This is a genomic window from Mesorhizobium atlanticum (genome assembly GCF_003289965.1).
In the GTDB taxonomy this organism is placed as follows: domain Bacteria; phylum Pseudomonadota; class Alphaproteobacteria; order Rhizobiales; family Rhizobiaceae; genus Mesorhizobium; species Mesorhizobium atlanticum.
Genome location: NZ_QMBQ01000012.1, coordinates 168,146 through 182,270, shown reverse-complemented (window position 1 = coordinate 182,270; position 14,125 = coordinate 168,146). Strand labels below are relative to the sequence as shown.

Below are 14,125 nucleotides of genomic sequence, written 5' to 3'. Positions count from 1 at the left end.
ACATCGTCCACATTGCCTGGCGTGCCGGCGGCGCGGGTATAGGTGTAGGAGCCGTCCGAGTGCAGCACCAGCGTGCCGTACAGGCCAGCGATCGACACCCCGCCGGCCGTCACGGTCTGGGCCGAGCCGGTGCCGTAGGCCGAGGTCACGCTGGCGCCGTCAGCGCCCTTGACGTCGGCGCCCGCGACCGGACTGTCCTCGCCCGAGCCGGTGATCACGTTGCCGCTATGGCCGCTAAAGTCCGCCGCCGCGATCGTCAGCGCGTCGGCATTGGCCGTCGGCTGGTCGTCGACGATGTCGATCTTGAGCGAGGCGGTGGCCGAGGTATTGCTGCCGTCCGTCACCGTCAGGTTGAACGTGTCGCCGGGGCTGACGGTGTCGGTACCGTTGTCGGTGGGCGATTCAGTTACCGGATTGGTCAGCGTGTAGGTGTAGGCCGCATTCCCCGTCGCCGAGTCGTAGCCGGTGATGGTCAGTGTGCCGTGCGCCCCACCGCTGGTGAAGTCGAATGTCTGGCTGCCCGCGCCAGTGATGTCGGAGATGTTCACCGTCTGCGTCGAGCCGCCGAGGCTCACGGTCACCGTCTTAAGGTCGCCCGCGCCGTCCGGATCCGCGAGGTGTATCGTGCCGGTGGCGTGGATGGCGGCATCCGAGGGGTCCGAGCCGATGACCGGAAGACCTGACTCGTTAACGATATTGTAGCCGTCCGCCGGGTTCGGGCCTGTCGGCGTCACGTCGATTGTCGGGGTGTGGTTCGTGCCGGTGATCGTCACCGTCAGCGTTGTGTGCGACAGATCTCCGTCGCCATCCGCGATCGTATAGGTGAACGTATCCGTCAGCGTCTGCCCCTTGGGCAGGTCCTTCACCGCCGCGTCATTAGGGTCGAGCGTGTAGGTGTAGGTGCCGTCCGCCCCCAGTACCAGCGTGCCATGCGCGCCGGCCACCCCGGTGCCGCCCAGCGTGCTGGTGTCGTTAAGGTTTGCATCGGTGTCGCCCTTGGCCACACCCACAACTCCGCCGCCGGCCGCAGCCCCGTCGGCGCCGAATGTATCCTGGTGGTCGCCCGAGCCGTCAGTAACCAGCACATTGCCTGACGCCGACGTGGCCCCGGCCAAAATGCCGCTGGTGTCCGCGACCGCATGAGGCACGTCGTCCTTGATGTCGATGACGAGGTTGGCGGTGCCGCTGGCGTTGCTGTTGTCCGTTACAGTCAAGGTGAAGGTGTCACCAGGGCTGACGGTATCGGCGCCGTTGTTCGGCGTCGCGTCGTGGACTGGATTGGTCAGCGTGTACGTGTAGATCGCATTGCCCGTCGCCGGATCGTAGCCGGTGATGATGAGCGTGCCATGCGCGCCGCCGCTGGTGAAGTCGAAGCTCTGGCTGTTCGCGCCCGTGATGGAGGAGATGTTCACCGTTACAGGCGTCGAGCCACCGAGGCCCACCGTCAGCGTCTTGAGGTCGCCCGCGCCGTCCGGATCCGCGAGGTGAATCGTGCCGGTGGCATGTATGGCAGCATCCGACGGGTTGGAGCCGATGACCGGAAGACCGGACTCATCCACGACATTGTTGCCGTCCAGCGGATTCGGGCTCGTCGGCGTCACGTCGATCTCAGGCGCACGATTTACCAATCCCGGGAACAGCTCGCGATGCTCCGGCTGGCCGAACGCCAGGTCCGTCGGCGGCAGAAGGGCGGTCAGGCCGAAGCCGTCGCCGATGCCGCCCGGAGGCTGTTCGAAATTGCCGCCCGCGCTGCTCGGCGAGCCATTGCCGCCGGCCGAGATCGAGCCGTCGGCGCCGAAGGCGACGTCGACATGGCTGGCCTCGAGGGCGGCGATCAGGGCCACGCGTGGCACCTCGACATCGCCGAGGATGAAGGTCGGCACGTTGAGCGCGCCGTCCTTGATGACGATCTCGGATCCGTCGGGCTGCACGAGCACGAGATTGTGCCCGTCGACCTTGATGTTGTCGATCGAGACATTGGCCGGGAGCTTCACGACATTGCCGGCTTCGGCATGATATTCATGCGGAACATTCGTGGCCGCGGCATTCGCCGCCGGCGCGTTTCCTGCCGGTGCGTTTCCTTGGGCGGCATTGGAAGCCGGAGCGCTGGCGGCCGGGGCATTCGCATTGGCTGCCGGCTGGTTTGCAGCCGGCGTATTGGCCGCGCCCAGTGCCGGCGCGCCGCTGCCGACATCGACCGGCACCGGCTCGCTCGCCGCCTGGCCGGTGGTCGCCTGCGCGACCTGGACACCCGTCGGGTTATGGTTTTCAGCGGCGCTGCTGTGCTCGTCCCAGGAATTTGAAACGGCATCGAATTCGATATTGGTCGTCATAGCTCAAGCCCCTCCGGCATTTCCCGGAAAGAGACATGTGAGCCCCGGACTTTGCAACAGACCTTCCATCTATTTCATATACTCGAATATGTAGAGAATCGCATTTTTTACACTTGGTAAATTACGATGATATACTCTGTTATGCATGATCTTAAGGGGCGCGGGATCGGCTGCGGCGCACGGCGTCGGCTTGGTAAATGAAAGTATAAATTTGAATAAAATTTAACAAAAAATAGAATAGCGTGATTCGCGGAAATTTACCCACCTTCCTTTCCGATAATTTGAGACAAGATTGGTAGCGTCCACAGTCAAAGGTGGGCGTTATGAAAATACAAAAAGCAGCCCCGGGAATGACGGGGATCAAGGTTCTCTTGCTGGCTGTCGGCCTTGCCGGCCTGGCAAATCCATCATCCGCCAGCGTGGATTCGGGCCCGGATCCGGTGCCGCAAAAGGTGGTTGCGCCGGCCAGCCTCGGCGGCGTTTTGCTGGCCCGGCCGCAGCCCTGGCAGCCAACTGCCGTATACCGCATCGCGGACATTTCGGCTGGCTATGCGCCGGCGGCCGAGGTTGAAGCGCTTTCCGGCGCCAAGGCCGATCCCGGCATCGACCCGATCCAGACCGCCGCGATCATTCCCGGCGTTTTCGGCTCCGTCGCCTTGTCGATGCGCAACTTCCCGGTCGCGGCGCGCTGGGCTCCCGTCTACAAGGCAATCGTCGATTGCACCGCGGGCAGCGCCTGCGATCGCGAGAGCCCGGCTTTCTCCGAGATCATCGACATTGCCGCGGCCAAGGGCTTTCGCGACAAGCTGTCCTTCGTCAACTCAAGCATCAACCGGCTGATCGCCTATCGCAAGGACAGCGTCGTCTACGGCAAGCTCGACTACTGGGCAAAGCCCTCGGAAATCCTGGAGCATCGCGCCGGCGATTGCGAGGACTTCGCCATACTCAAGATGGCGGCGCTGCTCAGGGCCGGCATTCCGGCGCAGAGCATGTCGCTGGTGGTGCTCCAGGATCGCCGCCGCAAGTTCTTCCATGCCGTCCTGTCGGTCAGCACGGCAAGCGGCGCGTTCATCCTCGACAGTCTGGGCAACGCCGTCCTGCGCGACAGCGAATTGCCCGACTATGTTCCGCTCTATTCCTTCAGCACCGATCGCGCCTGGATCCACGGATCGAAGGCTGGCGCGCAGATGGCCGACATCGCCGGCGGCTTCACGACGGTGGCGCCCGGCGAAGGATCGCCGGAACCAACTGTCGTATCGAAGCAGTAGGCCGACCGGCTCTACCCGTTGAAGACGAAGGCCATCAGAAGTTCCGGTTCGGCGACAGGTGCGCGCACGGCGCTGAGCTGGCCACGATAGCGCCGCTCGCCGGCGCCGATGACGAAGCCGCTGGTCACCGGCGTTTCGCCATTGGCGTCGAGCCTGGCGAAGATGTCGGTGACGTTGAGATCGAGCGCCAGCTTTAGATCCTGCCGCCCATCCTCTCCAGGCGCGCTCGGCAACTGGCGCCTGACCAGTTGCTGGAACGGCGTGTTGAAGGCCAGGATCTTCTTCGACGAAGACAACGCGAAGGCGGGCGAGGGGCAGGCGACCAGGATCGCGTTGATCGTCCGGATCGAGGCGAGCTTGCGCAGCTCCATGCTTTCCTCGGCAAGGCCGCGCATGCAGGCGACCCGGATCGCAGAGGTGAGGTTGCCCTGGTCAGGATGCTGCTCGGCGATCTCCTCGACCAGCATGCCGATCGTGCATTTGCGGCTTTCCGCCATGTGCTTCAGCGACACCCAGAAGGCGCGTTCCAGCCGGATGCCGCGACGCACGCCGCCGCGCGCCACGACGCGGAACTCCGGGCCGAAATCCTCGGCCGCGAGCGCCGGCAGCAGCCGTTCGCGCGGAGTGTCCGGGCGGATGGCGCTATCGCTCACTCATGGCCTCCTGACGCGCCTTGTTGATCGGCTTCAAGAGATAATTGAGGATCGTCTTGCGTCCGGTCTTGATGTCGACCGAGCAGATCATACCGGGGATGATCGAATAGGTCTTGCCGTTTCTTGTCAGCGTCGATTTCTCGGTGGCGACGCGCACCTGGTAGTAGGGTTCGCCGGTCTTCTGGTCGACGAGGCTGTCGGCGGTGATGTTGGAGACCTTGCCCTCGATGCCGCCGAAGATCGAGAAGTCATAGGCCGTGACCTTGATCAGCGCTTCCTGGTTCGGCTGGATGAAGGCGACGTCGCGCGGCGAAACCCGTGCCTCGACCAGCAGCGTCTCGGATGTCGGCACGATGCCGGCCACGACCGCGCCCGGCTGCACGAAGGCGCCGAGCGTGTTGACGTCGAGCGTGTTGACGATGCCGTCGACCGGCGAGCGTATATCGGTGCGCGCGACCTTGTCGGTGGCGCCGCGGATGGTCTCGTCGACGACGGAAAGATCGGCCAGCGCTTGCGTCAGGTCGCTCAGCGCCTCCTGCTGCAATTGCAGGCCGAGCTCGTTCACCTGAAGCTGCGCCTCGGTGATTGCCGCCTGGGTCTTCTTGATGGTTTCACCGGCGAGTGCCAGCTGTCCGTGCAGGTCGGTCTGCTCGCGCTCGACGCGGATCTGCTCGGTCCTGGCCATCAGGCCCTTCTTGACCATGGGTTCCACCAGCGCCGCTTCCTGGTCGGTCACGGCCAGGCTTTTGGACAGGCGGTCGGAATTGGCGGTGGCCTCGTCCAACTCCTTCTCGCGTTGATCGAGGCGCGATTTGAGAACCGACAGCTTGACCTCGAAATTGTCGCGGCGCGCGACGAGCAGTTTTTGCTCGTTGTCGCAGATTTCCGGCGCGACCGTCTGGATTTCCGTGGGGCAGGGGAAGGACCCTTCGACATTGCCGCTCTGCTCGAACTGCAGCCGAGCGATGCGTGCCTGCAGCGCTCGCGCCTTGGCCTTCTCTTCGCCCAGGCTCGACGTGTTGCCTGAATTGTCGAGACGGATGATGAGGTCGTTCTTCTTGACGGTCTGGCCGATCCGGACGGCGATCTCCTGCACGACGCCGGGTTCGCTGGCCTGGATGACCTGCGTCTTCGAGGCGGGTATCACCTTGCCGTCGCCGCGCGCGATCTCGTCCACCTCGGCAAATGATGCCCAGGCCGTGAAGCACACGAACAGGGCGCCGATGATGTAGACGGACGCCGAGGCGAAAAGAGGTGGCCGGTCTTCCCTTGCAAGCATATCTGCGTTCCGGTCAGCCACTGCCCTTCTGCAGTGCCTGGATGACTTGTTCCTTTGGCCCGTCGGCGACGACGCGGCCTTGCTCGATGACGATGAGGCGGTCGGCCAGCTCCAGCATGCTGTAGCGATGGGTCGACACGATCAGCGTCGTGTTGCGGTCGAATGCCACCTTGAGCTGCTTGATCAACTGCCGTTCCGAGGCGAGGTCCATCGAACCCGACGGCTCGTCGAGGAAGACGATCTTCGGCTTCGTCAAAAGCAGCCGGGCGATTGCCACCGACTGCCTTTGCCCGCCCGAGAGATTGGTGCCGCGCTCGCCGACATTCATGTCGTAGCCGCGCGGATGCCGCGAGACGAAGTCGTCGACGCCCGCGGCCTTCGCCGCGTCGATGATCTGCTCGTCGGTCGCTTCCGGCGCCGCCATCAGGAGGTTCTCCTTGATGGTTCCCGAAAACAGGTCGCCGGCCTGCGCGACGATGCCGACCGCGGCGCGAACCTCCGACGGGTGGTATTGGCGGATGTCGATGCCGTCGATGAGCAGCTCCCCCGACGTCGGAAGGAAAAGCCGGCCGATCAGCCGGCCCATCGTGGTCTTGCCGGAACCGATGCGGCCGATGATGCCGATCCGCTCGCCAGGCTTGACCGCGATGTTGAGCCCGCTCAGAACTTCGTTTTCCGTGCCGGGATAGGCGAAACCGACATTCTTGAAGACGAGCGCGCCGCTGCGGATCGGTCGGTTGACGAAACCGACCGTGTCGGGACGGTCTTCCGGCTGCGACATGATCGTGTTGATGATCCTGAGCGACAGCATGGCCTGCCGGAAACGCGCAAGCGTGATCGCGATCTGGCCGAGCGGCGCCACAGCGCGGCCGGCAAGCATCACGGTGCCGATGATGGCGCCCGTCGAGACCTGTCCTTCGGAGAAGGCATAGGCGCCGGCCACAACCAGGGCGACCGTCACGAATTGCTGGATGGCGCCGGTGATGTTGCCCGCCGCCGCCGAGAGCTCCTTGATCTTCTCCGACGTGTTGGCCGCGTTCTTCGAGTGCTCGCCCCATTTGCGCAGCAGATAGGCCTCGGCGCGCAGCGACTTGATCGTCTCCAGAGTGGAAATGGATTCGACCAGCAGGGCCTGGCGCTGGGATGCCTCGTTCATCGAGGCGGCGACCCGCTTGCCGATCCGCCGCTGCGTTATCAGCCCGACGATGACGGAGACGACGAAAGCCAGCGCCGGTATGATCACCAGCCAGCCGCCAATGGCATAGATCACGGCCAGGAAGACGAACACGAAAATCGTGTCGATGAAGACGCTGATGGTGTTCGAGGTGAAGAACTCGCGCACGAACTCGTACTGAGTGACACGGTTTGCATATTCACCGGTCGATCCGGGCCGGGCCGAAAGCGAGGAATTCAGCACTTTTTCGAACAGCAGATAGGATATCCGCAGATCCGCTTTGCGTCCGGCATAGTCGATCAGCGACGCCCTGGCCGTCTTGAGCAGCAGGTCGAACAGGATGGCCGCGCTGATGCCCAGCGCCAGCACCCATAGCGTGGAGATCGCCTTGTTCGGCAGAATGCGGTCGTAGACATTCATGGTGAAGATCGGCGAGGCGATCGCCAGCAGATTGATGAAGACCGCCGACAGCACCACCTTGGAATAGGTGCGCCAGAACGCCCCCATGGTGCCGGTCAGCCAGTGGCGCCTTTCGATCCGCGCGGCTGTGCCGACGGTCATCTCTTCGGCGGTGTTGGCATAGGTGATCGAAAAGGACGTGCCGCCGCTGATGTAGTTTTCGGCGAGTTCCGCCCTGTCGATCGTGGTGCGGCCGTTTTCCTGCGGCGCCGTCAGATACTGCCCGCCCTCGATTTCCGCCAGGAGCGCGACCGGCAATTGGCTGACGCGGAAGACGATCGCCGGAAGATCGAAGCGGCCGCGCAGGAAATCGCGATGGCTGAAATCCTGGACCTCCAGTCCGATGCGCTCGGCCAGATGGCGGATTTCATCCGGCTCGATGCGCGTCTCCGAAATCGGCACGCCGGCAAACAGCACCGTTTCCGCGCTCGGCCTGCCGAGATAGGCCGCAACGGCGCAGAAGCAGGCTTTGAAAGCCTCCTTGGGCGACAAGATATGAGGTTGCTGGTTCACGATCCGCCCCGAAGGACTGAGGGATCGATGCTTACATTAGCTACTTTTTCCTGACCGGCGCGAGGATGTCGAACGGCAGATCGTTCTTCTGTTCCGACGGCGTCCGCGCATAGGTCTCGGTATCGGCCGTAGCCGGCACACCGAATTCCTCACGAGCGTAGGCCGCGGACTGCTTGGCCGGCTGGATGTTGAGCGTCTTCAGCAATTCCCCGGTTGCCGCCAGCAGCCGGTACTCCGCGAACAGCGACGCGTAGGACGACGTGTCGGCCAGTGTCGCGGTGTTGAAGCGCGTGTTCTGGGCATCGAGCACGTCGAGCAGCGAACGCTGTCCGACCTTGAACTGCTCACGATAGGAAGCCACGAGCTTTTCGTTGGTGGCCGCCTGCTGTCGCAGCGTCTTTGCCAGTTCCGCCTGGCGGAACCTGCGGTCCCACGAGGTGCGGACAGCTTCCTCGATCTCGCGCAGCACCTGATGCAGCGCCAGACGCTGCTCGCTGGTGCGGCGGATCTGTTCCTGCTCATTGGCCTTGTCGATGCCGCCGCGATAGAGGTTCCAGCGCAGCACCACCCGAGCCTGCAGGTCGCTGGTGTCGCCGTCGGCGCCGTCAATGTCATATCCGCCACGCGCAACGCCCTCGGCGGTGATCGTCGGACCGTATTTCGCCCGCGCCGCATCGACCAGCGAGGCCGCGGCGTCGATATCGCTGTTGGCCATATGGACACGCGGATTGTTCTGCCTGGCAAGCCCGATCGCATCGTCCAGCGACCGCGGCAGGGCGGCTGAGACATCGGCCGGCCGCGATGGGCTGATCAGCGGCTTGCCGACATTCTTGAAGAAGCGGATCTTGGCCGCCTCGAGTTCTTCGGTTGCCTCCTGCATCCGCGCCTTGGCGGCAAAAAGGCGCTCCTCGGCCTGCTGCCGGTCGGCGTCGTTGAGCGCGCCGCCCGCGATGCCTTGCTTGATGTCGCTGAGAATGGACTGATGAAAGCCAAGGTTCTTCTTGGCCTCTGCCACGATCGAAGCCTGCAGCATGTATTCCAGATAGTCCTGGACGACCGCGAGCCCGATGAACTCGGACCGCTCCAGAACCCGAAAGGAAGCTCCATCGACCCGCGAGGCCTGACGATTGAGTTCCGCCCGCCTTGCGCCGCTATCGTAAAGCGTCTGCGAGACGGTAAGGTCGGCCTCGTTCGGATAGAGGGCTTTGTGATCCTCGTCGAGCGCGCGCCGTGTGTCATTGTCCAGGCGGCGAACGCCTGTCGACGCTTCCAGATCGACGCTCGGAAGATAAAGGCCTTTCGCCTGGCGCAGCTCGAATTCGATCGCTTCGCGGTTTTCGATCGCCTGGCCAATCTCCGGATTGGATTCCACTGCGACGGCAACGGCTTCTTTGAGCGTGAGTGCGCTGGCGCTACCGCAAACCAGCATCGACACCGTAATGGCAAGCGCAATCCGCCAGCCGACGGTCACTTTACCCGTCCTGGTCATTTCTACCCCGTGACTATCCCCGCGCCATTGTATTTTTATCGGCGCTTATTTGCCCAAGCCTGCCACCGGAGCTTGCGGCGAGTATCTATCAGATTTTTCGAGGATGTGAGTGCATATTGAGTTGGACACCCCTTAAAAGTGCGATTCCCGGCATTAGGGCCAAAGCCTGTAGCAAAAATGGCACAGAAACAGGACGCGCTACGGCTAGGAATTTTCGATTCAAGGCGGGCTGCAATGGTTAATGGCCTGAAACAAATGGCGAATCATGCGGCCGCTGGATACAAGCTCCCGGGAAATCTGCTGCACCTTTGCAAACAATGCGCAAGAAATCGCCATGTCCGTCTGGTTTGGTTGGCAAACGGTGATCGTTCGCTGTATTGCGAGCCGGATCAAAAAGCAGTGGATCTTCTTGCATGACCAATGTCGCCCTGACCGGGCTTGCCCGTGATCTTGCCCGCCGCGCCGCCGAGGGCAGGCCGGTGCGCATCGGTGTCATCGGCTCCGGCGAGATGGGCACCGATCTGGTGACGCAGGGCATGCTGATGCCGGGCATATCGATCGCGGCCATCTCCACGCGGCGCCCGCACACCGCCCGTGAGGCGATCCGCATCGCCTATGGTGATGAGGCGACGGCTGCCGAGGCCGAAACTGCCTCCAAGGTCACCCAGGCGATCGAGGCTGGCCGCATCGCGATCACCTCGAACGAGATGCTGGTCACCAATCCGCTGATCGACGTCGTCATCGACGCCACCGGAAAGCCGGGCGTCGCCGCTGATTTCGACCTGATGGCCATGGAGCATGGCAAGCATCTGGTGATGATGAATGTCGAGGCCGACGTGACCATCGGCTGTTACCTGAAGCAGCAGGCCGACCGGCTGGGTGTGGTCTATTCGGTCGGTGCCGGCGACGAGCCGTCAAGCTGCATGGAACTGATCGAATTCGCCTCGGCGCTTGGGTTAAGCATCGTCGCGGCGGGCAAGGGCAAGAACAATCCGCTCAACCATGACGCCGTTCCGGACGACTACCGGGAAGAGGCGGCGCGCCGGAACATGAACCCGCGCATGCTGGTCGAATTCGTCGACGGCTCGAAGACCATGGTCGAGATGTGCGCCATCGCCAACGCCACCGGCCTGGTCCCGGATGTCCCGGGCATGCACGGCCCCAAGGCCGATCGCGATCAACTGGCCAAGGTGCTGATTCCGAAAGAGGACGGCGGCCTGCTCTCCCGGAAAGGCGTGGTCGACTACACGATCGGCAAGGGGGTGGCGCCTGGCGTGTTCGTCATCGTCGAGGCGATGCATCCGCGCATCGTCGAGCGCATGGACGATCTCCATGTCGGCCACGGCCCCTATTACGGCTTGTTCCGGCCCTATCATCTGACTTCGCTGGAGGTGCCGCTGACCGCCGCCCGCATCATGCTCTACGGCAAGCCCGACATGGTGCCCCTGCCGAGGCCGGTGGCGGAAGTCTGCGCGGTCGCCAAGCGCGACCTTGCAGCCGGGGAGACCTTCGACGCGATCGGCGAAACCTGCTACCGCTCCTGGACCATGACCATTGCCGATGCCCGGGCGAACCGCGCCGTCCCGGTCGGCTTGCTCGAAGGCGGCAAGGTGCTGAAGCCGGTCAGGAAAGGTGAGTTGCTGACGGCGGACAATGCAGCGCCGGACCAGACGACGAGACTCTACGCCCTGCGGCAGCTCCAGGACGAGATGCTGTACGGCGCGAAGGTTATCTCCCCAGCTCTATCGACCTCAGCCGCGCTGCTTCCACGGCTTCGGTGACCAGCTTCGTCAGCCGGTCTTCGCCCATCAGCACCGCCAGCGCGGCGGCGGTGGTGCCGTTGGGGCTGGTCACCTGCTGGCGCAGCACGCCGGGCTCCTCGTCGCTTTCAGCGGCCAGCGAGGCGGCCCCGAAAACGGTCTGCATGGCGAGCAGCTTGGCGGTCTCGGCCGGCAGGCCGGCCTTCTCGGCCGCAACCGTCAACGCCTCGATGAAGTGGAAGACATAGGCCGGGCCGGAGCCGGAGACGGCCGTCACGGCATCCATCAGGCTCTCGTCGTCGATCGTCGTCACGACGCCGCTTGCCGAAAGCAGCTCAAAGACGAAGCGCCGGACGTCATCGGAGACCAGCGGATTGGAAAACACCACCATCATGCCCTTGCCGATCGCGGCGGGTGTATTGGGCATGCAGCGGACCACCGGCGCGAGCTTGCCCAGGATTTCCTCGAAGGTGGCGACCGGCGTGCCGGCCGCAATGCTGACGAAAGTCGTCCTGCCATCGCCGAAGCGCTTGTAGTGCGCCGTCACCTCGCGGATCACCTGCGGCTTTACCGCGATGACGACGAGGTCAGGTACGGCACCGGCTGGAATGGCCGCGGCGTCGGCGGAAACGCGGCAGCCCAGATGTTCGGCCCGCTGGCGCAGCTCCGCGTTGGGCTCGACCACGAACACCGCCGACGGCTCGAGCCTAGCGGACTTCAGCCAGCCCGAGAGCATGGCGTAACCCATATTGCCGCAGCCGGCGAGAACGAGCCTGATCGACATGAAAACCTCCGAAAGAAGGCTTCCTTAAACAATTGCGGAGCTCTGGAAAAGTCCAGCCGCGAGAGATCGACAGTCCAGGATCAATGAGAGACGCGAAGGGGAATCGGCCGCAGCGAGACTTGCCTGAGGCCAAGCACACCGAGCACGAAGAACAGCCAGACGGGGTCGCCGCGGTGGAAGAAGAAGCTTTCCAGGAAGCCGTTCAGCGCCGTGAACAGCACAACCATCATGAAGAAGTCGCCGAGGAAGATGTTTTCCTTGCGCGCCGGGATGCGCATGTAATCCCGCAAAGGGGCGATCAGGAAGGTGTAGACGGCGACGCACAGCGCCGGGATGCCCATCAGCACGGCGATGTCGAGATAGCCGTCATGGCCATGCACGATGGTGCGGATATCCCAGGGCCGGTCGAAGGGCTGGTCCTGGTTGAGCAGCAGCGGCGTCCCCCAGAAGCTTTCGTAGCCGTAGCCCGTCCACGGCTTCTTCGCCAGCATCTCGCCGGCGAACTCCCAAAGCGTCGTGCGTCCCGTATAGGTGAGATCGGGGAAATAGATCGCCGCCAGATGCTTCACCGGCGGGATGAAGACGATGCCGAGCGTGCCGACGGCGGTCGCGACGATCGCCAGCGCGAACAGGATCGGGGTGCCGAGCCGCATGCCGATGAGGCTGGGCAGCACGACGATCATGATCGAGAACGGCACGAGTCCGGCGGTCGTCTTGGAGCCGGTGTGCAGCATGAACACCATCGCCGCGCAGAAGATTCCGGCACCCCACCAGCGCTGGCCGCGCCGGAACAGATAGAGCCCGGCGAAGCTGAAACAGGCCATTACCGGACCGGCGATGTTCTTATGCGTGAAGACGCCGCGCCACAGGCCGGCATGCTCCGGCTCCTGCGAATCGGCGGTGTGCAGCGCCTCATGCGGGAAGACGATGAGGCCGATATAGGAAAGGCCGATCACCACCACGGCGGTGAAGATGATCACGCGGGCGAAGGAATCGGCGTCGCGCGGCAGCACCAGGATCGTCGCCATGGTGATGATGCCGATCATGGTGAAGGACGCCGCGCGCATCGCCGCGGGCGGATCGGTCGCCAGCACCACCGACAGGAAGAAGAAGCCCAGCATCAGCGCCCAGGAGGGGCTCACCAGCGAGCGCACCACGCGCGGATCGGCGAAGGCGAGCAGCGAGAAGACGGAGATCGCGCCGAGCGAGCCGAAGCCGAGCTGGTTGACGATGTCGCCGCCGTCGCCGGTCAGTTCCGCGCCGGCCGGCTGGAAAGGTCGGAACGAGACCATGATGACGGTGAACAGGAGCGCGGCGATGGCTGTCGCCACACCTTGACTGGTGAAGGCGGCGCCGAGCGGCGCGCGCTCAATTCTTCTCAGGCTGTCGGTACTGCTCATTGGCATATCCGAATTCGGCAAGCACCCGGCCGAGCGCCACATAGACCGGGTAGAGGCCTGTCGTCAGGGAGCCGGTGCGCGCCAGCCGGACGGCGCCGCGCAGCGGCGAGGCGGCGAGCAGCGCCAGGCTTTTCAGGAACACTTTGAGGCCGGCGAGCGGCGTGCCGGCGCGGTTCTTCTTTTCGACCAGCGTCGAGATCACACCATTGCGCAGGCTGCGGGCGCGGATCCAGTCGGCCTCGACGCGCCTGGCCGGCACGGTTTCGTTGACCCTTGCCTCGGCGCACCAGCCGAGCACGAAGCCTTTCTGCGCCGAACGGCTGAGGAAGTCGGAATCGCCGCCGCCCATGAAATTGAACTTGAGATCGAGGAAGGGTGCTCCCATCGCCTTGAGCACGTTGCGCCCCACCAGCAAATTGCCGGACGAATAGAGCGCCGGCACGCGGCCGGTTTCCCGATAGGGGGGTGCAAAGACCGGATGCTCGGCCCATCTGGCGTGGCTCGGATCGGCGAAGACCGGCACTTGCGGGCCGCCGACGATGTCGGCGCCAAGGGTCTCCGCGGCCTTGCACATGCGCTCTAGCCAGTCCGGCTCGGCGATCTCGTCGTCATCGATGACCAGCAGGTGGCGAAAATTGGGAAACTGCAGGATCGCCGTCTGCCAGCCGGCATTGTAGGCGCTGCAATTGCCGCGCTCATGCGCGATGATCACCAGGCCGGGCATCTCGCCGCTTTCGAACAGCGGCAGCACTGCGGTGGCGCCCTCGCGCGCCTCGGCCTCGTTTTCCATGACGATGACGGCGAAGCACCTTTCGGTCCGCTGCGCCTTGAGCGAAGCCAGGGTTTCCAGCACCTGCTTCGGCCGCTTGAAGGTCGGCAACGTCACCACCGCCTCGACGGTCTCGGCGGCAAGCCCCGGCGACCGTCCCGCGATCGATACAGAAGCGTCGGACGGCAAAGGGATCATCCATTTCCAGCAGCGTGGGTTTGCGCCCTCGATAGCATCGCGGTGA

The 14,125-nt window shown here is 63.9% G+C and carries 10 protein-coding genes; 2 read left to right on the top strand and 8 right to left on the bottom strand.

Annotated features, from left to right (window positions below; all coding sequences use genetic code 11):
* Positions 1 to 2,333: VCBS domain-containing protein (locus DPM35_RS30275; protein WP_198419737.1), on the bottom strand; the 2,333-nt coding region annotated here is incomplete at its 3' end.
* 350 nt (positions 2,334 to 2,683) lie between these two features.
* Here DPM35_RS30275 and DPM35_RS30265 point away from each other — a divergent pair.
* Positions 2,684 to 3,601, top strand: a complete 918-nt coding sequence (locus tag DPM35_RS30265; RefSeq protein WP_342633685.1) for a transglutaminase-like cysteine peptidase — start codon at positions 2,684 to 2,686, stop codon at positions 3,599 to 3,601.
* A gap of 11 nt (positions 3,602 to 3,612) precedes the next feature.
* Here the strand turns inward: DPM35_RS30265 and DPM35_RS30260 are convergent, their stop codons facing one another.
* Genes DPM35_RS30260 through DPM35_RS30245 form a run of 4 tightly spaced genes read right to left on the bottom strand, consistent with a single transcriptional unit; the run spans position 3,613 to position 9,168 of the window.
* Positions 3,613 to 4,254, bottom strand: a complete 642-nt coding sequence (locus DPM35_RS30260; RefSeq protein ID WP_112131145.1) for a ribbon-helix-helix domain-containing protein — start codon at positions 4,252 to 4,254, stop codon at positions 3,613 to 3,615.
* Complete coding sequence (locus DPM35_RS30255) at positions 4,244 to 5,533, bottom strand: HlyD family type I secretion periplasmic adaptor subunit (protein WP_112131144.1); 1,290 nt, start codon at positions 5,531 to 5,533, stop codon at positions 4,244 to 4,246. Before DPM35_RS30255 ends, DPM35_RS30260 begins: the two co-directional genes overlap by 11 nt.
* 13 nt (positions 5,534 to 5,546) lie before the next feature.
* Positions 5,547 to 7,679 carry a type I secretion system permease/ATPase gene (locus DPM35_RS30250; protein WP_112131143.1) on the bottom strand — a complete coding sequence of 711 codons (2,133 nt, stop codon included), beginning with the start codon at positions 7,677 to 7,679 and terminating at the stop codon, positions 5,547 to 5,549.
* Positions 7,680 to 7,719: 40 nt separating this feature from the next.
* The gene (locus tag DPM35_RS30245; protein WP_112131142.1) at positions 7,720 to 9,168 is read right to left on the bottom strand and encodes a TolC family outer membrane protein; all 1,449 of its coding nucleotides are present in this window, start codon (positions 9,166 to 9,168) and stop codon (positions 7,720 to 7,722) included.
* A gap of 413 nt (positions 9,169 to 9,581) precedes the next feature.
* On the opposite strand from DPM35_RS30245, the gene DPM35_RS30240 reads away from it, so the two are divergent.
* Positions 9,582 to 10,949: an NAD(P)H-dependent oxidoreductase gene (locus DPM35_RS30240; RefSeq protein WP_112131141.1), complete on the top strand. Its 1,368-nt coding sequence runs from the start codon at positions 9,582 to 9,584 to the stop codon at positions 10,947 to 10,949.
* On the opposite strand, the gene proC is transcribed toward DPM35_RS30240, so the two are convergent.
* From proC to DPM35_RS30225, 3 genes are all read right to left on the bottom strand, one after another.
* A complete protein-coding gene (gene proC / locus DPM35_RS30235; RefSeq protein WP_112131140.1) occupies positions 10,897 to 11,712 on the bottom strand; it encodes a pyrroline-5-carboxylate reductase in 816 nt (271 codons plus the stop codon). The two genes, DPM35_RS30240 and proC, sit on opposite strands and share 53 nt — an antisense overlap.
* A gap of 80 nt (positions 11,713 to 11,792) precedes the next feature.
* Positions 11,793 to 13,112, bottom strand: a complete 1,320-nt coding sequence (locus tag DPM35_RS30230) for an O-antigen ligase family protein (protein WP_112131139.1) — start codon at positions 13,110 to 13,112, stop codon at positions 11,793 to 11,795.
* Positions 13,081 to 14,079: a glycosyltransferase family 2 protein gene (locus DPM35_RS30225; protein WP_112131138.1), complete on the bottom strand. Its 999-nt coding sequence runs from the start codon at positions 14,077 to 14,079 to the stop codon at positions 13,081 to 13,083. The genes DPM35_RS30230 and DPM35_RS30225 overlap by 32 nt, the downstream gene beginning before the upstream one ends.
* Positions 14,080 to 14,125: the final 46 nt, after the last annotated feature.